Raw genomic sequence first — 19,721 nt, forward strand, 5'->3', positions numbered from 1 at the left:
TATCGCCGCGCGACCCACAGTGCCGTATCGATACCGGCACTCAGCATCTGTGCGTGGTTTCGCAGACGCGGACCAGACAATGAACTCCTGCGCCGTTCGGCGACCCTCATCGACCTGCGAAAGCGAGCGCGTTGACCGCGACCATCTCCCCCGTTCCCACCGGCGTACCGACTCCCCCGGCACGCCGGACGGCCACCGTCGTGATGGCCTGCCTCGGCGTCTTCGTCGCCTACCTGCCCATCACGAGCGTCGCCGTCACCCTGCCGGCGATCGGCACCGCCTTCGGCGCCTCGACCGCCCAGTTGTCCTGGGTACAAGACGCGTTCGTCCTGCCGATGGCCGCATTCATCCTCACCGCCGGGGTGTTCGGCGACGTGCACGGCCGTCGCAAGGTCTATCTGGTGGGGCTCTGCCTCACGGCGTCGGGCGCGTTGGTGGCGCTGTGTGCGCAATCGATCAGCATGGTGTGGATCGGACAGGCGCTCGCCGGAACGGGCGCGGCCGCCCTCCTGCCCACGACCCTGGCACTGATCAGTCACGCGGTCCCCGACTTCCGGGAACGGGGCAAGTTCATCGGCATCTGGGCGTCGGCGCTCATGCTCTCGCTGACCGTCGGGCCGCTGGTCGCGGGTCCGGTCGCCGAGTCCGCCGGCTGGCGATGGATCTACCTGCTGCCGATCCCGATCGCCCTCATCGCGCTGGCGGTGGCCGCGACGATGCTCCCGGAATCCCGCGCACCCCATGCCCGTCGCCTCGACTGGTCCGGCCAGATCTCGGCCGCGATCGCCGTCACGGCACTCGTCTTCGGCGTCATCGAGGCCGGCGTCTACGGCTTCGGCGACCCCCGCGTCGTCGCCGCGCTGCTGGCCGCCGCGGTCGCCGCAGTCGGGTTCGTCGTCATCGAAAAGCGTTCGGCGAGTCCGATGCTCGACCTCGACCTCTTCCGGAGCCGCGCCTTCACCGCCACCACCCTGGTCGCGATGATCGCCTTCCTGGCTCTGATCGGGTTCATCTTCGTGCTGAGCATGTATTTCGGGCTGGTTCAGCAACTGGGCACCGTCGAGGCCGGTTGGCGGCTGGCCCTCATGAACGGCGCCTCGATGCTGGTCGGCGGGCTCGCCGGCAAGATGATGCATCGAATTCACGCCCGGTTCCTGATCGGCGGCGGACTCCTGATGGTCGCCGGCGCCCAGTTCGCGCTGCTGACCCTCGACGCCCACACCTCCTTCGCCGCCATCTCGTGGCGTCTGGTCGTGCTCGGGCTCGGGATGGGACTGGTGATGGCGCCGATGACCGCGACCGCGGTGTCGGCCGTGCCCTACCACCTGTTGGGGATGGCCGCGGCTGGGAACAACGCCTTCCGTCAGGTCGGCGGCGCGCTCGGCCCGGCCGTGCTCGGCGCCCTCCTGACCGCCGGTGCGGTGAACTCGTTGCCGCAGAAGCTGATCGATGCCGGTGTCGCCGAGCCGGTACGTGACCGGGTGATCGGTGCGGTCGACACCGAGGGCCTGGCCGCCGCGAGCGGCCTGAACCTCGGCGCCGACGCCCCGGCCGTGATGAGCGCCGTCGGCGACGCCTTCCTCGACGGAATGCGTCTGTGCCTCACGTTCTCCGGCGTGCTCACCGCGGCCGCTGCGATCCTCGCACTCGTGATGCTGCGCCCCGGGCGGGCCGTCGAGGAGCAGCCGGCGGGCTGACCGCCGGTCGGTCCGTCAGCTCCGGCGGCCCCCGACGAGTGAGGTGACGTAGCGCGCCGGGACGTCGAACCACACCTCGCGCACCGGGGCCTGCTGGAGCACCGAGCCGGGCAGCTCGGTCAAGTAGGTCAGACTCAATGTTCCGCTGAAGTCGGGGTTCACGCGCTCGAGCGCCGGGATCTCGATGACGAGCCCGCCGTCGTCGATGACCGCGCGGACCATCGAACCGCGCGGGGTCGTCCACTCGTGGTCGATGGCACGACCCGCCCGACCGGGCACGCTCGACATCGTCGCGAGGACGCGTCGAGGCGTCAGGACTACAGCACCGGTGAAGGGCCGGACGTTGCCCTGCGCCGATCGACCGGGCACTTGCCCGCTGAATCTCAGTGTCACGGGCACGAATTCGACGATGAGGTAGGCGCCGTCGGAGACGACCTGCGCACGGAGGTCGTCTGGGAGCTTGCCGATGCCGAGCATCCGGCGCAGGGAGGCCACCGCCACACCCTAGATCTCGGGACGCCGCGTCGTCAGGAGAACGCCGCCGCCACGTCCGCGGCGCGCCGGAGCTGATCAGGGTCCGAACTCGTCGGGATGAGTTGCACCTCGTCGGTACCGATGTCGGCAAACCGCCGCAGGACCTCGGCGAGCTCGGCCTCGGTGCCCGCCCACCCGGTGGTGGGTGCGATCGCGTCGACGAACTCCGACGGGATCCAGTTCATGTAGTGATGCAGGTGCCGGGTCACCTGCGCTCGGGGACCGTCGCCCTCACCGATCGCGAACCAGAACGACGTCGCGAGATGCGGTGCCGCCCGACCGGCATCCGCCCATGCCGACCGGGCAACATCGAAGAGCTCGTTCTGCTTGCCGGCATCGAGATCAAGGGTGACTCCGGCGATTCCGTCCGCCCAATCAACCGCGCTACGAATCGTCTTCGGCCCGGTGGTCCCGACATGCAGTACCGGACCGCCCTTCCGGTGCGGCGGCGGACCGACCGGCAGGACCGACTCGGTGAGTTTCTCCCCGGCCCACACCCGTTTCATCGTCGCGGCGCGTTCGGCCAGTTGGCGCATGGTCTGCGTCGACGGGTCCGCGCCGACGGCCCGGTAATCCTCGTGCCGCCCGCCGACTCCGAGTGCCACGGTGAGGCGTCCTCCCGACAGCATGTCGCCGGTCGCCAGCGACTTGGCGAGCATCACCGGGTCGTGCAGCTGCGGCACGACGACCGTCATCACGAGCGGCACCCGTCGCGTCCACGCCGCCAGCGCGCCGAGGAGGGTCAGGCATTCCGGATTGTCGAACGCGATGCGTTCACCCCAGCACAGTGAGCTGAACGGACCGTCGTCGATGGTGGTGGCCCACGAGTGGAGCATCTCGGCGTCGAGATCCGGCTCCATCACAGGCATGGTCATCCCGATGCGCACGTGCGACATTCTGACACGGGCACACCACGCCCGGGCGCGATTCGCAGATGTCGCGCATCGTCGCGGAATACGCAACGATGCGCGACATCTGTTGTGTCAGTGCTGGTTCCGTCCCGGACTCCCGGACGCGGCCCGCCCCACGTGCGCCGACCGCACCGGCGAGTTCTTCAATTCACGCAACGCCGTCCGCAGACCCCGTCGCTTCCCGGTCTCGGGGTCGACGCCGAAGTGGTCGCTCATCCCCTCCCGGATCGCGAAGCGCAGCTCCGACGCCGTCTCAGGCGCATCATCCGACGTCGCCTTCAACAACGAGTTCGGCAGTGCCAGCTTGGCGATGGTCCGGAACGACTGGGCATATTGACCCAGGAGGGTCCCCGTCGTGTACGGCAGGTCGTATTTGTCACACAGCTCGCGGACACGCACACCGATTTCCTCGTACCTGCTGCTCGGCAGGTCGGGGAACAGGTGGTGTTCGATCTGATGACTGAGGTTCCCGCTCATGAATCGCATCAGCGGTCCGGCCTTGAAGTTGGCCGATCCCAGCATCTGACGCAGATACCAGCGCGGCTGGTCCTCGTTCTCGAACTCGTCGACCGTGAACTTCTCGGCTCCGTCGGGGAAGTGACCGCAGAAGATCACCATGTACGCCCAGTAGTTCCGGATGATGTTCGACGTGAAGTTCGCGGTGAGCGTCGTCTTCCAGTTCGGACCCGCCAGAGCCGGGAAGATCAGATAGTCCTTGGCCGCCTGTTTGCCGACCTTGGTGCCGATCACCCGGAGATCCTTGGCCGCCTGACGGTAGGTCTTCTCCTTGTTGCGCAGCTTCTCCGTCTCCAGGTGATGCAGCGCGACACCGTATTCGAAGAACGTACCGAGCGTCAGGTTGTAGATCGGGTTACCGACGTTCCACCACTCCCAGGGCTGGTCCCGGGTGACGCGCAGGATTCCGTAGCCCACGTCGTCGTCCATCCCGACGACGTTCGTGTACTTGTGATGGACGAAGTTGTGCGAGTGCTTCCACTGCACGCTGGGGCAGGTGGTGTCCCACTCCCACGACGCCGAGTGGACCTCCGGATCGTTCATCCAGTCCCACTGGCCGTGCATCACGTTGTGGCCCAGTTCCATGTTCTCGATGATCTTGGCCAGCGAGAGCATCGCGGTTCCGGCCGCCCAGGCGACCTTCTTGTCGCTGAACATCAGGGCGAGCCGGCCTCCGGCAGCGAGGCTGCGCTGCAGGGTGATGGCCCGCCGGATGTACTTGGCGTCGGCTTCACCGCGCGATTCCTCGATGTCCCGGCGGATGGCGTCGAGTTCGGCGCCGAGGGTCTCGATGTCGCTCTCGGTGAGATGTGCGTATTGATCGATGTCGGTGATGGCCATGAAGCCTCCTACAGATCGAGGGTGCATTCACCAGACACAGCGCTGATGCATGTCTGGATTCGTTCTCCTTCGCGACGTTCCTCGCCGGTGCGCAGGTCACGCACGTATCCCCCGGCGAGCGGCACGACGCAGGTCTGACAGATACCCATCCGGCAGCCGAACGCCATCTGGATTCCCAGGTTCTCGCCCGCCTCGAGCAGCGTTGTGGCGCCGTCGATCTCGGCTTCTTTGTCCGAGATCGCGAACTTCACGGTCCCGCCTTCGCCACCGTGGTCGGTGCGGGCGATGGCGAAGCGTTCCACGTGCAGCCGTTCGCGCAGGCCGCCGTCCTCGTAGTGGGCCTCCATCGCGTCGAGCAGCGCCACCGGTCCGCAGGCCCAGCACTCGCGTTCGCGCCAGTCCGGTGCCCACTCGTCCATCCGCGAGACGTCGAACTTGCCCATCTCCTTGGTCAGCTGGAGATTCAGATCGTAATCATCGGCCTCGTCGGCGAGCTTCTCCATCTCGTCGAGGAAGATCACGTCGTCGCGGGTGGGCGCGGAGTGGATGTGCACGATGTCGGGTGTCTGACCGTGCGAACTCAGCTGACGCAGCATCGCCATGACGGGAGTGATCCCGCTGCCCGCGGTCACGAACAGGATCTTGCCCGGAACCGGCTCGGGCAGATGGAAGTCGCCCTTGGGCGACTGCAGCCGGATGATCGTCCCGGGGCTGACGCCGTCGACGAGATGCGACGACAGGAATCCGTCGGGGTTCGCCTTGACCGTGATCGCGATGGTCTTGTCCTCGTTGGCGCCGAACGACGTCAACGAGTACGACCGCCAGTGCCACTTGCCCTCGATCTGCAGACCGATCCCGACATACTGGCCCGGTTTGTACGACTCGGGGAACCCCCAGCCCGTCCGAATGGTGACGGTGGCGGTGTCGTCGGTCTCCTTGGTCACGTCGAGCACCTTGCCGCGGAGCTCGCGCGCGCTCCACAGCGGATTGATCAGGTGCAGATAGTCGTCGGGCAGCAACGGGGTGGTCGCTCGGGCCACCAGACCCCGGATGATGTTGACCTCCGGTTTCCGGGCCTCGACCCCGGCCGCCGGCCGCTTGCTCCACTTCAACAGGTTCACTCAGACTCCTCCCCTAGAAATCCCCACGGCTGGAGTTACTGACCGGTATTACCCTTCGGTGCACGACTGTACACATCAATCGGTGACCGCGATCACAAGATTTGATACTGGCAGGTCACGACCGGTGCCGCGACCCGTTCGGTCACCAGGTGAAGACGCCGCCGGTCCAGATGCCCGTCGCGATCAGCGCGAAGAGGAGTTCGATGCCGATCGTCTTCACCGCCGCCTTCAGCGCCGAGAACGCGCCCCGCCACGCGCCGTCGAAGCTGCGCGTGCGGACGAGTTCCGATGCCAGCGCACCCACGATGAAGCCGAGCAGCAGGCCGATGACGGGGACGACGAAGAAGCCGACGATGCCGACCAGGCCGCCGACCACGATCGTGCGGTTCGGGATCGCGTCCGCGCGCAGCGACCGGCCCGCGATCAGATACTTGAGCACCTCGCCGATGCCGATGACGACGAGGGCCAGAGCGAATACCGACCAGGCCCAACCACCCACGACGAGGGCCCAGACGAACAGTGCGCCGACGATGAGCAAGGTGCCGGGCAGGATCGGCACGACGATGCCCACCAGGCCCACCAAGATCACCGCTGCGACCAGCAGCTCACCCCAAAACGGCACCCGGACCTCGTCCGATCACTCGCCGGGCTTCGACGTCGCACCGGGGCGCGCGTCGGCGGGCCGGTCGTCGGTCTTGACCATCGAGGTCATCGCCGGGGCCTGATCGTGCGGGTCCTGTTCCTGCGGGGCCGGCCGTGGCGGCGGGCCCGCCGGACGCGGCGGGATCCCCGACGGGGGAATCGGTGCGGGCGGTACCGGGCGTGGCCCCCCGGCCGGCCGCGGTGCGGGTGGCCGGGGCCCGGGCGGCGGTCCCGGACGACCGGGCGGCGGTCCCAGCGGCGCACCCGGCGGTTTCGGTACACCGGGAGGCGGACCCACGGGTCCGCGCGGCGGGCCGACCGGGCCGACCGGGCCGGGCGGTGGCCCGGGGCGTCGCGGAGGCGCCGGGGACGGGGTCGGCGGAAGGGTGGCGGCCTTGCGAACGGCTGGACGGCCCGGCACGGGTGTGACGAGCGACGCGGCGCGGACGGCACGCTCACGCGCGACCGGCACGTCGTCGGCTGTCGCGGTGACCACGCCCATGCGCCGGCGGTGGAAGCTCTCGGGCTTGCCGAACAGCCGGATGTCGGTCTCGGGTACGGCAAGTGCGGCGGCGACGTTCTCGAAACCGATCGCCGGCTCGTCGAGTTGCCCGTAGATGACGGCCGAGGCACCCGGGGACGCGAGCGTGACGTCGACCGGGAGACCGAGGATCGCGCGTGCATGCATCTCGAACTCGGACAGTCGCTGGGTCGCCATCGTGACGAGGCCGGTGTCATGGGGTCGCGGGCTGACCTCGGAGAAGTAGACGTCGTCGCCCTTGACGAAGAGTTCGACGCCGAAAACGCCGCGCCCGGCCAGCTTTCCGTCACCGAGCGCGGTGGCGATGCGCGCCGCGATCGAGGTCGCCGAGGCGTGCGCGTCGGTGCTCATCTCATGGGGCTGCCAGCTCTCCACGTAGTCGCCGTTGATCTGCCGGTGACCGATGGGCGCACAGAAGTGGGACGTGAGCCGGCCGGTGGCCGGATCGATCGCACGAACCGTGAGAAGGGTGATCTCGTAATCGAATTCGACGAAGCCCTCGACGATGACGCGACTGCCCTGCACCCGACCACCGGTGTTCGCGGTCTCCCAGGCCGAGGCCAGCTCCTCGGGGCCCCGCACGACCGACTGTCCCTTGCCCGACGACGACATGACGGGCTTGATCACACACGGGAACCCGACCTGGCGGGCCGCGACGGTGACCTCCTCGAGGGTGTCGGCGAAGAGATACGGCGACGTCGGCAGCCCGAGTTCCTCGTCGGCGAGACGTCGGATTCCCTCGCGGTTCATGGTGGCGACGACAGCGCTCGCGGTCGGGATGACCTCGGCGATACCGCGTTCGGCGACGTCGACGAGGGCCTCGGTGGCGATCGCCTCGATCTCGGGCACCACGTACGCGGGACGATGCTTGTCGATGACCGCGTGCAGGGCGGCGGGATCGGTCATGTCGATGACCTCGGCATGGTGGGCGACCTGGTGGCCGGGCGCGTCGGCGTAGCGATCGACGGCGACGACCTCGACGCCGAGGCGCTGGAACGCGATCACGACCTCTTTGCCGAGTTCACCGGCTCCGAGGACCATCACCTTGGTCGCGGTCGGACTCAGCGGCGTGCCGATGACGTCCGGCGGCCCGGTCGTCGGCGCCGGCTGGGCTGCGCTGGTCGCACTCTCGCTGTTCGACGTCATCCTCAAATCCTACTTGCCGCCAGCACAGATCCCGGCGTACTCCTCCACCTCGTCGGACACACCAAGGACCGTCGGGTGATCAGCCCGTCACCTCGTGCACGAAGCACCAGCGCCACACCTCGTCCGGTTCGGCCGAACGCATGACCGGGTGTCCGGTCTCGTGGAAGTGACCGGTCGCGTGTCGTCGCGGGCTCGAATCGCAACAACCGATGTGCCCGCACGTCAGGCACTTCCGCAGATGTGCCCAGTGGGTCTCGCCGATCGCGACACAGTCCTGGCAACTGCGGTCGTCGCCCGATGCCGGCGCCGGGTCGGCGGCCGGCGCGGCGTCGAACGACTCCAGTTCGACGCAGCGCGCCGTGCTCGAGGCGTCGGAACCGGACCCCGCCGGCCCGGACGCGGCCGCGGCCGATGACTTCCGCCGAAAGATCTTCATGCCCGACATTATCCATCGGGCCGGCGCGATTAGAGTCGCTCGAATGGGCGCATCGCTACTGCTGGTCGCGGTCATCGCCGTGGCGGTCGCCGCGTTGTGTCGTCGCTATGGCTGGTCGTCGCCGCTGGTGCTGGTCACCGTCGGTCTCGGGATCGCATGGATTCCCGAGTTGCCGTCGGTGGCCCTGGAACCCGAGCTCGTGCTCTTCCTCATCCTGCCGCCGCTGCTGTACTCGGCCGCGCAGGAGAGTTCATATCAGGCGTTCCGCGCCAACTGGCGTGCAATCGGATTCCTCGCGGTCGGCCTGCCGCTGGTGACGACGCTCGTCGTCGGGTACGTCGCATACCTCGTCGTCCCCAACCTCCCGCTCGCGGCGGCGCTGGTCCTCGGGGCCGTCGTCGCACCGCCCGATGCGGTGTCGGCGCAGGCGATCGGCCGCCGGCTCGGTCTGCCGCGCCGGATGATGACGCTGCTCGGCGGCGAGAGCCTGCTCAACGACGCGACCGCCCTGACCGCGTTCCGGATCGCGCTCGCCGCGGCGGTGGGGGCCACCGCGACGGTCGGCGAAGGGGTCCTGACGTTCGCGGTGGCCGCCCTCGGCGGCCTGATCGTGGGCCTCCTCGTCGGGGTGGTCGTGTCCTGGGTGCGTGTCTGGCTCACCGACCCGCCGATGGAGACCGCCATCGGCATCATCGTCCCGTTCGCCACGTACTACGCGGCCGAGGAACTGCACGGTTCGGGTGTCATCGCGGTGGTCACCGCCGGTCTCTACCTCGGCCACCGATCGGTGCGCCTGGGCTATGCGACGCGCCTGCAGGACGAGGCGGTGCGCAAGTCGATCGACACCATCCTCGAGTCGTTCGTCTTCTTGCTCATCGGGCTCCAGCTGCCCATGCTCATCGAGGGTGTCGAGAACAAGTCGTGGACGCAGATCGCCATCGACGCCGCGGCGGTCCTGGCAGCGACGATCCTCGTGCGCATCGTCTGGGTCTACCCGGCGACCTATCTGCCCCGACTGCTCTCGCGACGGATCCGCGACCGCGAGCCGCCGCCGAGTCCGGCGTCGGTGTTCGTCGTCTCCTGGGCCGGTATGCGTGGCGTGGTGTCACTGGCCGCCGCGTTCGCCATCCCCGTCTACACCGAGACGAACGAACCGTTCCCCGCCCGCGCCGAGATCCTGTTCCTGACCTTCGTGGTCGTGGTGGGGACGTTGCTGATCCAGGGCACCACCCTGCCCTGGGTCATCCGCTTCCTCGGGGTGAGCGGCGACGAGCGCGCCCAGGACCGGCTGGCGTATGCGGCCGCGCAGGACCGTGCGTCCCGGGAATCCGAACGGCGCCTCGACGAGTACGCCGCGGAACTGTCCGACGACGATCCGCGCCGGCTCCAGGTGGCGATGCTGCGCAAGTGGATCACCACGCAGCGCAATGTGGCCTGGGAGGAACTCGGCCGGGGTCCCGAGGATCTCGGCGAGAGTCCGACGTCCGCCGGGGCACGACTCCGGACGGAGATCCTGCAGATCCAGCGCGCGGTCTTCATCGCCGAACGCGACGCCGGACGCATCGACGACGAGGTCCTGCGAATCGCGTTGCGCCGGCTCGACTTCGCCGAGGGACAGGGCGACCGGGACGCCTAGCTCCCTGAGGAGCCCGGAGCTTGCGGGCGACCCCCCTCGCTCCCTGAGGAGCCCGGAGCTTGCGGGCGACCCCCCTCGCTCCCTGAGGAGCCCGGAGCTTGCGAAGGGCGTCTCGAAGGGTCCCCCATCCGAACGAACCCGGGGAGTTCTGCCCATTCCCACTCGACAAGCCCTGTCCTACCTTCGCTCTCATGAACACGACCATCACCCGCCTGGCCACTGCCGGCGCTTCCCTCGTTCTCACCGCCGGCGCGCTCGCCGTCGGCACCTCGACCGCGGTTGCCGCGCCCTCGGCACCGTCCTGCGATGCCGGACAACGGACCGTCACCTCCGTCGTCACCGACCGGTCGGCGGCGTCGATCTGTCAGTGGCGCGCCGACGGCACCCTCGAGTACCGGGGTGTCGCGCGTTCGAGTGGGAACACCCTGTGCATCCCGGTGTCCGAGGTGCACGTGCAGGAGAACGGCAGCGGCCGTCACTACTACGTCGCCTACAACAACGGGTACAAGTACTCTGTCTTCGACGGACTGGGCCTGAGCATCGTCGGCCCGGACGGGCGGTTGATCAGCTCCGAAGACGCGATCGGCTGAGCGAGACCCTCACTCGTCGTCGACAAATGCGGCGAACACGGTCGTCTCCTCGGTCCGGCCGCGCAGCGAGGTGGTCTCCTGCTCCTCCCACCGCTCGGCCTCGTCCCGCTGCGCGGCCTTGACCGCCCGTCCGGAGGCCAACGGCCGCCGCGGATCCCGTTTGGCCAGTTCCGACAGGCGGGCACTCTCGTTGACCGGGTCACCGATGACGGTGTACTCGAATCTCTCGATGGCACCGACGTTCCCGGCGACCACGGCCCCGCGGCTGACCCCGACCCCGGCCGACAGGTCGGGCACCTCCTCGGCCAGGCCACGGGCGATGTCGCGAGCGGCGGCAAGAGCGCTGCCGGCGGCGTCGTCGAGGTCGATGGGTGCACCGAAGATGGCGAGCACCGCGTCGCCCTCGAATTTGTTCACCAGGCCGTCGTGTTCCTCGACCGCCCGCACGATGACCGCGAAGAACTTGTTGAGGATCTCGACCACCTCGGTCGGACGGCGCTGTGCGGCAAGTGTCGTCGATCCGATGACGTCGACGAACAGCGTGGCGGCGAGGCGTTCGGTCCCACCGAGTTCCGGGTTCGACGACATGGCCGCCTCAGCGACTTCGTGGCCCACGTGCCGCCCGAACAGGTCCCGTATCCGTTCTCGCTCACGGAGTCCGGCGACCATCGAGTTGAAACCGACCTGCAGGTCGCCGAGTTCGGTGCCGTCGTAGACGACGAGGTCGGCGTTGTCGAGGTCACCGTCGCTCACGCGGTTCATCCCGGCGCGCACGCTGCGGATGGGGCCGGTGACGCTCATGCTCGACAGCAGCGTCAGCAGCAGGCCGGTGAAGAGTGCGGTGACCCCGAGGACCGTGGCCCCGACGAACAGGTCGAGCTTGGAGGTCTCGTCCCGCGCGAGCCCGAAGGCCAGCACCAGCAGGATGCCGATGATCGGGATCGCCGAACCCACCATCCACGAGACGACCGAGCGCGCCTTCACACCGGTGCGTTTGCGTCGACGGTGTCCGGCCGAGATCAGTTCCGCCGCAACGGGACGCAGCGTGAAGTCGATGAACAGATACGAGATCGCCACCACCACGACGCCACTGAGGCTCACCACGAACAGCGTCTTCGGGATCAGCTGCGGGTCGACGATCCCGTACATGATGGTGAGCATCACGGTGGCGATGCCCCACAGTAATCCCTGCACCAGTGACAACCGCCACGGCAGCCGCATCGTCCGACGGGCATCGCGCTTGGTCGGCGCGACGTCGCGGATCGCCCAGCGCAGATCACGGACGCCGACGTAGGTGCCCCATCCGATTCCCACGACGAAGGCTGCGGTGATGTAGACGGGCACCACGATGAAGTTGACCCACCACAGTTCAGCGGTGAAGATGGTCGGCTGCGGGATGCCGACCGCGGTGAGCGCGACCGCGACGATCGCCCCGAACAGGTTGGCCACCACGATCGACGCGGTCAGCAGCGTCTGGATGCGGACCCGCTGTTTGACCGAGCTCTCGCCGACGGAGCCGAGCAGGATGGACCCGTAGTCGCGACTCCCCCGCTTGGCACGCATGGGCACTAGCTAATCACGAGCCGACCGCGATTCCGCGACGAGCTCGCCGAGCGGAGCATCACCCCACCCCAACCCTGCTCTCTAATCCGAAGAAAGCGACCCCATTGCTCCCTGAGGTGTGAGGAGCGCAAGCAACTGCCCGCCGCCCCACTGGCCCCTGAGGTGCGAGGAGCGCAAGCGACGAGCCACGAAGGGCCTGGTGAGACACGTTGCGAGCCCTTCGTGGCTCGCTTCGCTCGCACCTCAGGGAGCATGAAATCAGACGCTCACGGGTGTTCTTTCGTAGACCTCGACGGCCGCCAAGCCGCCGAAACCCCAGGAGCGAAGGGTCAGACGATCTCGCGCCGCACGATCGTCTGGTCCCGTCCCGGACCCACGCCCACGCACGAGATGTGCGCACCCGAGAGCTCCTCGAGCCGCAGGATGTAGTTCTGCGCGTTCTGGGGCAGTTCGTCGAAGGTCTTGCACTGGGAGATGTCCTCCCACCAGCCGGGCATCTCCTCGTAGATCGGCTTCGCGTGGTGGAAGCCGGTCTGGGTCATCGGCATCTCCTCGACGCGCTCACCGTCGACCTCGTAGGCCACGCAGATCGGCACGGTGTCGAGGCTGGAGAGGACGTCGAGCTTGGTGAGGAAGTAGTCGGTGATGCCGTTGACGCGGGTCGCGTAGCGGGCGATCACGGCGTCGAACCAGCCGCAGCGGCGGGCGCGACCGGTGGTGACACCCACCTCGCCGCCGGTCTTGGCGAGGTAGGCGCCCCACTCGTCGAAGAGTTCGGTGGGGAACGGTCCCGAGCCCACGCGGGTGGTGTAGGCCTTCAGGATGCCCAGGACGGTGGTGATCTTGTTGGGTCCGATGCCGGCGCCGACCGCGGCGCCGCCGGCGGTCGGATTCGACGACGTCACATACGGATAGGTGCCGTGGTCGACATCGAGCAGGGTGCCCTGGGAGCCCTCGAGCAGCACCGTCTCGCCGTTCTCCAGGGCCTGGTTGAGCAGCAGCCGGGTGTCGGCGATGCGGTGCTTGAATCCTTCGGCCTGCCCGAGGACCTCGTCGACGACCTGCGCCGGGTCGAGGGCCTTGCGGTTGTAGATCTTGACCAGGATCTGGTTCTTCAGCTCGAGCGCCGCCTCGACCTTCTGGGTGAGGATCTTCTCGTCGAGGACGTCGGCGACGCGCACGCCGACGCGGGCGATCTTGTCCTGGTAGCAGGGGCCGATGCCGCGACCCGTGGTCCCGATCTTCTTGTTGCCCAGGAAGCGCTCGGTGACCTTGTCGATCGCGACGTGGTACGGCATGAGCAGATGCGCGTCGGCTGAGATCAGCAGGCCGGAGGTGTCGACGTCGCGGTCCTCGAGGCCGCCGAGCTCGGTGAGCAGCACGCCGGGGTCGACGACCACGCCGTTGCCGATGACGTTCTGCACGCCGGGCGTCAGGATGCCGGACGGGATGAGGTGCAGCGCGAAGGATTCCCCGGTGGGGAGTACGACGGTGTGCCCGGCGTTGTTGCCACCCTGGTAGCGGACAACCCAGTTGATCCGGCCTCCGAGGAGGTCGGTCGCTTTGCCTTTGCCCTCGTCACCCCACTGGGCTCCGATAAGCACGATCGCGGCCATGTCCGGTACTCCTTTGTGTGGCGCGCTTGGGACCAAACCTGACCAACACTACTGGGTCGGCGCGCTCGATACGCTATCCGCGTGCCGTTTGCCCTTCTGAGCCAGACCAGCCGCGCCGACGACAAGAAGGCCGTCCGCGCCGCGGTCGCCGACGCCCTCACTGATCCTGGCGTCACCCGACTCGTCGTCGAGCCGCGCGTCGCGGAGCGCTTCGCACCGACCGTGGCGCACGAGAACGACATCTTCCTGTCCCAGGTGCTGGCCGCATTGATGGTCACCGAACGACTCGACGTCGAGATCGCATACGTCTCCGCCGAGGCCACGCCCGCGACGCGTCGCTACCGGTTGCCGCACGGGCCGGCGGCCCGCGAGCTCGCCGAACACGGCTCGGCGGTCGCGGTGCCGCTCATCCGCGACGACGCCGCGACCGTCATCGTCGGCAGCGCGCGTCACCTGGGCGCCGAGGGCGCGAAGCTGCACGGTGAGACCTACGTCGACAACGAGCGCCTCTTCGACGGCGAGGTGCGTTCGATCCTCATCGAACCGACCCTGACCGCACCCGGCCTCCGCGCGCAGGTGGAGCGGATGTTGTTGCCGGGCAAGTGGTTCACCGGGCGCGCGTGTCAGACGGGCGGGACCAACGTCGTCGTCGAGCGCGAGGGCGTCGTGAACCCGCGCGTGCTCAAGCGCTCGACGTTCTACCGCCACGTCACCGATCTCCTGCTGGTGCGCCCCTGATCCGGGACTCAGGCGACCGGCCGCGCCTGGGGGCCCGTCGTGAGGTGGAGATCGTCGCGCCGGATGAGCGTCGTGGCCACGACGCTGATGATCGCGGTCAGCACGAGGTAGCCGGCGGCGAGCCACGGTGACCCGCCGGCCGCCCCGATCAGCGCGGTCAGGATCAGCGGCGTCAGGCCCGAGGCGTAGATGCCGGAGAACTGGTAGACGACCGACAGTCCGGTGTACCGCACCGGGGTCGGGTACAGACTCGCGAACAGGGTGCCCTGCGCGCCCTAGAAGAGTGCGTGGATCACCCCGAAGACGATCACCAGTCCCACGGTGAACCACAGCAGGTTCGAGGTCCCGAACAGTGCGAAGACCGGATAGACGGCCACGCCGTAGGCGGTGATCCCGATCAGGTAGATCGTCTTGGCGCCGTACCGGTCGGTGAGCAGTCCGGAGAACGGCAGCAGGGCCGCCATCACGAGCGAGGCGATGGTCACGGCCACCAGGACCGGGACCTTCTCCATGTCGAGTTCGCTGGTCGCGTAGGCGATCGCGAAGACGCCCCAGGTGTTGAAGGCCGACCCCTCACCCCACCGGGCGAGGAGGCCGAGGACGGTGTTCCGCGTGTTCGGCGGGACCACGACGTCGCGCAGTGGTGCCGTGGACTTCTTGGCGAGCTCGGCCACTTCGGCGAACGCCGGCGTCTCGTCGACCTTCAACCGCACGACGAACCCGATGACCACCAGGACGATGCTCACCAGGAACGCGATGCGCCAGCCGTAGGTCAGGAACGCCTGCTCGTCGAGGGCCACCTGCAGCAGCGCGAACACTCCGGTGCCCAAGGCGAGTCCGAGGGCCAGGCCGATCTGCGGGATGCTCCCGAACAGACCGCGCTTGCCGTCCGGGCTGTGCTCGACCGACAGCAGCACCGCACCTGCCCACTCCCCGCCCAGCGCGAAACCCTGCACGATGCGCAGGAGGAGCAGGAGGATCGGGGCGAGCACACCGACCGTCTCCGCGGTGGGCAGCACACCCATCAGGGCGGTCGCGACGCCCATCATCACCATGGTGATCGCGAGCGTGCGCTTGCGGCCGATGCGATCGCCGATGTGCCCGAAGACGACTCCGCCGATCGGGCGCACGACGAAGCCCACCGCGAACGTCGCGAAGGACAGCAGGGTGCCGACGAACGAGCTCTGGTCGGGGAAGAACAACTGGTTGAACACGAGGCTCGCCGCGGTCGCGTAGAGGAAGAAGTCGTACCACTCGACGGTGGTGCCGAGAAGGCTTGCGGCGACGACGGTCCGGAGCCGTTTGCGACGTTCGACGTCGGTCTCACCGGCGAGCACGGGTGGAAGTGTGGAGGTAGCCATGACCGACACACGGTAACGACGCGGCCCCCCGATCCGACGACTACGAATCAGCGTGAACGAAAAGTTGCGGTCGGCGTCCGCACCTCGCCGTCGCCACGGGAGGGGCGGTCGGACCTCAGCGGCCCGCGGCGAAGTAGTCGTCGAGTGTCACCATGCGCAGCTTGCGATTTCGGATGATCTCGACGAGTTCCGGATACACCTTGGTCACCGGTTCGTGATTGGCGTGGCCGATGACGATGCTCTGCGGACGGAAGAACTTGCGCGCGCAACGGATGAGGTACTTCTCGGTGATCAGGCCGGAGTCGGACAACGAGCCGTACCAGAGGGTCGGCACCGTGTAACCGAGGTCGGCGGCCACCGCGTCGACGCCAGCGTCGTGGTACCCGAACGGCGGGCGATAGTACGGCGTCCCGTCGACACCGAACTGGTTGCGGAGGAACCGTTTGGTCCGCCGCAGTTCGTCGGCCACCCCGCGCGAGGACAGCTCGGTGAGCGCAGGATGACTCCACGTGTGGTTGCCCAGCTGGATCTGGCCGGACTCGACGAGCGGCCGCAGGGTGCTGCGGTGGTCGGTCCAGCCGTCGAATGAGCCGGTGACGAAGAAGGTGAACCGGGCACCGGTGTCCCGGGCGAACTTCACATAGGCGCCGATCACCTCCGAGCTCGCGCCGTCGTCGACCGTGAGCGCGAGACACCGGCCGGGACCGGGCAGTGCGGTGATGGCCCCGTCGGGCAGCGGTCGGCGGGTTCCGACCGCCGGCGGCAACAGTCCCGACGACGGGACGGGCGTCGTGCTGGTCGTCCGCGGCGGCGTGGACGGCCCATCGGCCGGGTCGATTTCGGCCGCCGGGACCGGCGTCGCGCAGCCCACGAGGGCGCTCGAGGTCAGAGCCCCCACGGTGCCGGCGGCGAGCACCGCGAGAAAATCGCGTCGTTCCATTCGCCGAAACGTAGGGCATAACCGACATTCACGGCGCCACGACGCACGGTCACCAGGTCATCTCGTCACGACAACGTCGCTGGTGGTCGTCGGGGTCGATCTGCACCGTCGCGTGTTCGAGACCGTGGCGGGCCAGGACGTCCTGCGCGGCCGGCAACACCTCACCGTTGGGCCGGCTGCTGCCGAGATGCACGGTGGCGACGTCCATCCCGGTCGTCAGCGTCCAGACATGGAGGTCGTGCACGTCGTCGACGACGGGGATGTCGGCCAGATCGGCCCGCAGGGCCTCGACGTCGACGTGGGCCGGCGCCTGCTGGTTGAGGATCCGCAGCGCGTCGAGCGCGAGCCGCACTGCCCGCGGGACCACCCACAGCGCGATCAGCACCGCGACGACGATGTCGGCGTAACCCCACCCGGTCGTCATGGCGACGATGCCGGCCACCAGTACGCCGACGCTGCCGACGGCATCGGCCAGCACCTCCAGGTAGGCGCCGCGGACCGCGATCGATTCCTTTGCGTCGGCCCGCAACAGCAGCATCACCCCGAGGTTCACGAGGAGGCCCACCAGCGCGACGACGATCAGGGTGAGCCCCGGGACCTGGGGATCGCTGCCGATCCGCTCGACCGCCTCGTAGAGCACGAAGGCGGCGACCCCCATCAGCAGCACGGCGTTGGCGACCGCGGTGAACACCTCGGCGCGATGCCAGCCGAAACTACGGGTGTCGGTGATCCGCCCGTGCCGGCCGAGCAACAGCGCGATCAGGCCCATCACGAGCGCGACGACATCGGTCAGCATGTGTCCGGCGTCGGCGATCAGCGCCAGCGAGTTCACCAGGATGCCGGTGACGAGCTCGACGACGAAGTAGCTGCCGATCAGCCCGACCGCCAGCACCATCGGCCAGAGCCGACGCTGCCCCGCGGTCCCGGCGGCGGGCGCGTGCGAGTGCGAATGTGAGTGCCCCATGATGCCGGTCAATATATGCAGAAGTTCGCATATGTGGCAACAGGCTGGTCAGCTCCGCAGCGTCGCCAACGCGGAGGACCGGCGCAGACCCGCGGTCATCAGCAGGTCGACGAGCAGCGAACGGATCTCGGCGAGCAGCGCGGCCTCCGACAGTTCGCTGTTGGTCACCAGATCGGCACGCGCCTTGCGCACGATGCTGCGGATCACCCGCGCGGCATCGGCCTGATCGGGTTCGTCGCCGGGGTCGGCCATCATCATCGCGCGTAACACCTCGAACGCCCCGGCGAGATCGTCGATGATCTCGATCAGCTCCGGCTGCACCGCGACACCCCGCTGGGTGAGGCCGAGGGAACGCCGGGCGATGATCCGGAAGTTGCGGACCGCGTTGTCGATGGGGTCGGCCGTTGCCGAGATCCGGTCCAGCCGCATCCTCGATCCCCAGTACAGGGGCGAGATGCGGGTGACCTCGCGGCCGCCGGTCATGTCCGATCGCATCTTGTTGATCTCGGCCTGCGTCCCGCGACCGGATTCCAGGGCGGCCGCGATGAGCTCCTCGTCGCGTTCGCGGAGTCCGGTGGCCAGCTGGCGTGCCGCGTCACGAACGGTCGCCAGGACGCCCGCCGCGTCGCGTCGCGCCCGGCTGGCCGGGTTCACCGGCAGCAACGCACCCACGAGAATGCCCACCAGCCCGCCGATGAGGGCGTCGATCGCGCGATGGAAACCCGCCACCCCACCGGGCGGGAGGAGCGTCGCGACCAGCGCGGCCGACGAGGCGGCCTGCATGGGGACGAGCGGTCCGTCGTCGAGGAAGACCGCCACCGTCATCGCCAGTGCGACGACGACCATGATCTGCCAGGCGCCTTCGCCGACGAGACTGATGAAGAGGTCGCCGACGAGGATGCCGATCGCGACGCCGCCCACGAGTTCGGCGGCCCGGCGCCAGCGCTGTCCCAGAGAGAGGCCGAGCGAGATCACCGCGGCGATCGGCGCGAAGAACGGATCGGGATGATCGAAGATCTCCACCGCGATCCACCACGACGCCCCCGCCGCCAGCGCGCACTGGACGATCGGGACCAGCGACACGCGCAGCCGGCGCAGGCGGCTCTTCAGAGGCGCGGGCATCGCGTTGAACACCCGGCGCGGGTACGACGGGTTCGCGGCACTCGGAGCCATCAGGCGGACGTCATCCGCAGGTGACCGATCGACTCGGTGCGATCACACGAGGCCGAGTTCGGCGGCCGCGCGCGGGTCGCTGTCGTTGAGCAGGTCGAGGCAGCGCAGGTGCTCGTCCTCCTCGCCGATCAATTCGGCGGCCCGGGCCAGTGCCCCGACGCAGCGGAGGAAGCCGCGGTTGGGTTCGTGACTCCACGGCACCGGCCCGAAACCCTTCCAACCGTGGCGTCGGAGCTGGTCGAGGCCGCGGTGGTAACCGGTCCGGGCGTAGGCATAGGCCGCGATGACCGCGGCGGTGTCGATGTCGTCGCCGGCGGAGGCCGTCTTCGACGACTCGAGAGCCGCCTCGGCCAGGTAGGCCCAGGCGATCGAGGCGGTCGGGTGTGCGGCTGCGACCGCGGCCGGCGCGGCGCCGTTGAGCAGGTCCGATTCGGCGTCGTCGTCCCCGGTGAGCAGAACGGGTTGCGGGCCGAGTAGATCTCCGAAAGACGTCATGTCCTCTATTCAAGCACCGCCTGCGGACTCCGACGCCGTTCGCTCGCGGCGGCCGGCGCCCATTCGATCAAATGCCCTAGTGCTGGACCGCCGGGCCGTTCGCTAGGGTGAATGGCGCAATCGGTCCTGCTGCCCGCCGCTGAACGGCGACGCCGGGCGGCCGGGCCGTAGTCGTGCACAGGCGAGATGCGGGGTGATTCAGTCGATGGCGCGATCCGACAGGCCGAGAGCCGCTGTCACCAAGGCTCTGTCGACGCTCAA

The 19,721-nt window shown here is 68.4% G+C and carries 17 protein-coding genes and 1 pseudogene; 4 read left to right on the forward strand and 14 right to left on the reverse strand.

Annotated features, from left to right (window positions below; genetic code table 11):
- Nucleotides 1–131: 131 nt before the first annotated feature.
- On the forward strand, nt 132–1,697 hold the full coding sequence (locus FFS52_RS13315; RefSeq protein ID WP_068970720.1) for an MFS transporter: 1,566 nt from the start codon (nt 132–134) through the stop codon (nt 1,695–1,697).
- 15 nt (nt 1,698–1,712) lie between these two features.
- Here FFS52_RS13315 and FFS52_RS13320 read toward each other — a convergent pair whose 3' ends face one another.
- The 7 genes from FFS52_RS13320 to FFS52_RS13350 all read right to left on the reverse strand — a co-directional run bounded on the left by FFS52_RS13320 (nt 1,713) and on the right by FFS52_RS13350 (nt 8,384).
- The gene (locus FFS52_RS13320; RefSeq protein WP_223258887.1) at nt 1,713–2,192 is read right to left on the reverse strand and encodes a hypothetical protein; all 480 of its coding nucleotides are present in this window, start codon (nt 2,190–2,192) and stop codon (nt 1,713–1,715) included.
- Between the two features lie 32 nt (nt 2,193–2,224).
- The gene (locus tag FFS52_RS13325) at nt 2,225–3,106 is read right to left on the reverse strand and encodes an LLM class flavin-dependent oxidoreductase (RefSeq protein ID WP_137809964.1); all 882 of its coding nucleotides are present in this window, start codon (nt 3,104–3,106) and stop codon (nt 2,225–2,227) included.
- 108 nt (nt 3,107–3,214) lie between these two features.
- A complete protein-coding gene (locus FFS52_RS13330) occupies nt 3,215–4,498 on the reverse strand; it encodes a fatty acid desaturase (RefSeq protein WP_137809965.1) in 1,284 nt (427 codons plus the stop codon).
- Nucleotides 4,499–4,506: 8 nt separating this feature from the next.
- The gene (locus FFS52_RS13335) at nt 4,507–5,619 is read right to left on the reverse strand and encodes a ferredoxin reductase (RefSeq protein WP_137809966.1); all 1,113 of its coding nucleotides are present in this window, start codon (nt 5,617–5,619) and stop codon (nt 4,507–4,509) included.
- 142 nt (nt 5,620–5,761) lie between these two features.
- The gene (locus FFS52_RS13340; protein WP_137809967.1) at nt 5,762–6,241 is read right to left on the reverse strand and encodes a DUF456 domain-containing protein; all 480 of its coding nucleotides are present in this window, start codon (nt 6,239–6,241) and stop codon (nt 5,762–5,764) included.
- Between the two features lie 15 nt (nt 6,242–6,256).
- Complete coding sequence (purT, locus tag FFS52_RS13345) at nt 6,257–7,948, reverse strand: formate-dependent phosphoribosylglycinamide formyltransferase (protein ID WP_137809968.1); 1,692 nt, start codon at nt 7,946–7,948, stop codon at nt 6,257–6,259.
- A 79-nt stretch (nt 7,949–8,027) separates the two neighbouring features.
- The gene (locus FFS52_RS13350) at nt 8,028–8,384 is read right to left on the reverse strand and encodes a UBP-type zinc finger domain-containing protein (protein ID WP_137809969.1); all 357 of its coding nucleotides are present in this window, start codon (nt 8,382–8,384) and stop codon (nt 8,028–8,030) included.
- A 43-nt stretch (nt 8,385–8,427) separates the two neighbouring features.
- Between FFS52_RS13350 and FFS52_RS13355 the strand changes: the two genes are divergently transcribed.
- Both FFS52_RS13355 and FFS52_RS13360 read left to right on the forward strand, forming a co-directional pair.
- Entirely contained in the window at nt 8,428–10,020 is a 1,593-nt protein-coding gene (locus tag FFS52_RS13355; protein ID WP_137809970.1) for a Na+/H+ antiporter, read from the forward strand.
- A 191-nt stretch (nt 10,021–10,211) separates the two neighbouring features.
- Nucleotides 10,212–10,610, forward strand: a complete 399-nt coding sequence (locus tag FFS52_RS13360; RefSeq protein ID WP_068971291.1) for a hypothetical protein — start codon at nt 10,212–10,214, stop codon at nt 10,608–10,610.
- Between the two features lie 9 nt (nt 10,611–10,619).
- Here FFS52_RS13360 and FFS52_RS13365 read toward each other — a convergent pair whose 3' ends face one another.
- Together FFS52_RS13365 and FFS52_RS13370 are read right to left on the reverse strand one after the other, a co-directional pair.
- The gene (locus FFS52_RS13365; RefSeq protein WP_137809971.1) at nt 10,620–12,173 is read right to left on the reverse strand and encodes an adenylate/guanylate cyclase domain-containing protein; all 1,554 of its coding nucleotides are present in this window, start codon (nt 12,171–12,173) and stop codon (nt 10,620–10,622) included.
- A 329-nt stretch (nt 12,174–12,502) separates the two neighbouring features.
- Complete coding sequence (locus tag FFS52_RS13370) at nt 12,503–13,789, reverse strand: adenylosuccinate synthase (protein ID WP_065629574.1); 1,287 nt, start codon at nt 13,787–13,789, stop codon at nt 12,503–12,505.
- An 81-nt stretch (nt 13,790–13,870) separates the two neighbouring features.
- Between FFS52_RS13370 and FFS52_RS13375 the strand changes: the two genes are divergently transcribed.
- A complete protein-coding gene (locus tag FFS52_RS13375; RefSeq protein ID WP_137809972.1) occupies nt 13,871–14,527 on the forward strand; it encodes a hypothetical protein in 657 nt (218 codons plus the stop codon).
- 8 nt (nt 14,528–14,535) lie between these two features.
- Here the strand turns inward: FFS52_RS13375 and FFS52_RS13380 are convergent.
- The 5 genes and pseudogenes from FFS52_RS13380 to FFS52_RS13400 form a co-directional block, all read right to left on the reverse strand.
- Nucleotides 14,536–15,888 (reverse strand): annotated as a pseudogene (locus tag FFS52_RS13380) (MFS transporter).
- Nucleotides 15,889–16,003: 115 nt separating this feature from the next.
- A complete protein-coding gene (locus FFS52_RS13385) occupies nt 16,004–16,828 on the reverse strand; it encodes a polysaccharide deacetylase family protein (protein WP_137809973.1) in 825 nt (274 codons plus the stop codon).
- A gap of 49 nt (nt 16,829–16,877) precedes the next feature.
- Nucleotides 16,878–17,792, reverse strand: coding sequence for a cation diffusion facilitator family transporter (locus FFS52_RS13390; RefSeq protein ID WP_137809974.1), 915 nt, complete (start codon nt 17,790–17,792; stop codon nt 16,878–16,880).
- Nucleotides 17,793–17,840: 48 nt separating this feature from the next.
- A complete protein-coding gene (locus FFS52_RS13395; protein WP_137809975.1) occupies nt 17,841–18,965 on the reverse strand; it encodes an FUSC family protein in 1,125 nt (374 codons plus the stop codon).
- A gap of 42 nt (nt 18,966–19,007) precedes the next feature.
- A complete protein-coding gene (locus FFS52_RS13400) occupies nt 19,008–19,460 on the reverse strand; it encodes a DUF3151 domain-containing protein (RefSeq protein ID WP_065629570.1) in 453 nt (150 codons plus the stop codon).
- Nucleotides 19,461–19,721 lie beyond the last annotated feature (261 nt).

The organism is Gordonia sp. ALPHA1B1, from assembly GCF_005502615.1.
Lineage (GTDB): Bacteria > Actinomycetota > Actinomycetes > Mycobacteriales > Mycobacteriaceae > Gordonia > Gordonia hongkongensis.

Bases quoted from the DNA above. Each gene is read 5' to 3' on its own strand.
- FFS52_RS13325 (WP_137809964.1), bottom strand. From the start codon at position 3,106: ATGACCATGCCTGTGATGGAGCCGGATCTCGACGCCGAGATGCTCCAC.
- FFS52_RS13330 (WP_137809965.1), bottom strand. From the start codon at position 4,498: ATGGCCATCACCGACATCGATCAATACGCACATCTCACCGAGAGCGAC.
- purT (WP_137809968.1), bottom strand. From the start codon at position 7,948: ATGACGTCGAACAGCGAGAGTGCGACCAGCGCAGCCCAGCCGGCGCCG.
- FFS52_RS13350 (WP_137809969.1), bottom strand. From the start codon at position 8,384: ATGAAGATCTTTCGGCGGAAGTCATCGGCCGCGGCCGCGTCCGGGCCG.
- FFS52_RS13355 (WP_137809970.1), top strand. From the start codon at position 8,428: ATGGGCGCATCGCTACTGCTGGTCGCGGTCATCGCCGTGGCGGTCGCC.
- FFS52_RS13360 (WP_068971291.1), top strand. From the start codon at position 10,212: ATGAACACGACCATCACCCGCCTGGCCACTGCCGGCGCTTCCCTCGTT.
- FFS52_RS13365 (WP_137809971.1), bottom strand. From the start codon at position 12,173: ATGCGTGCCAAGCGGGGGAGTCGCGACTACGGGTCCATCCTGCTCGGC.
- FFS52_RS13370 (WP_065629574.1), bottom strand. From the start codon at position 13,789: ATGGCCGCGATCGTGCTTATCGGAGCCCAGTGGGGTGACGAGGGCAAA.
- FFS52_RS13385 (WP_137809973.1), bottom strand. From the start codon at position 16,828: ATGGAACGACGCGATTTTCTCGCGGTGCTCGCCGCCGGCACCGTGGGG.
- FFS52_RS13390 (WP_137809974.1), bottom strand. From the start codon at position 17,792: ATGGGGCACTCACATTCGCACTCGCACGCGCCCGCCGCCGGGACCGCG.
- FFS52_RS13395 (WP_137809975.1), bottom strand. From the start codon at position 18,965: ATGGCTCCGAGTGCCGCGAACCCGTCGTACCCGCGCCGGGTGTTCAAC.
- FFS52_RS13400 (WP_065629570.1), bottom strand. From the start codon at position 19,460: ATGACGTCTTTCGGAGATCTACTCGGCCCGCAACCCGTTCTGCTCACC.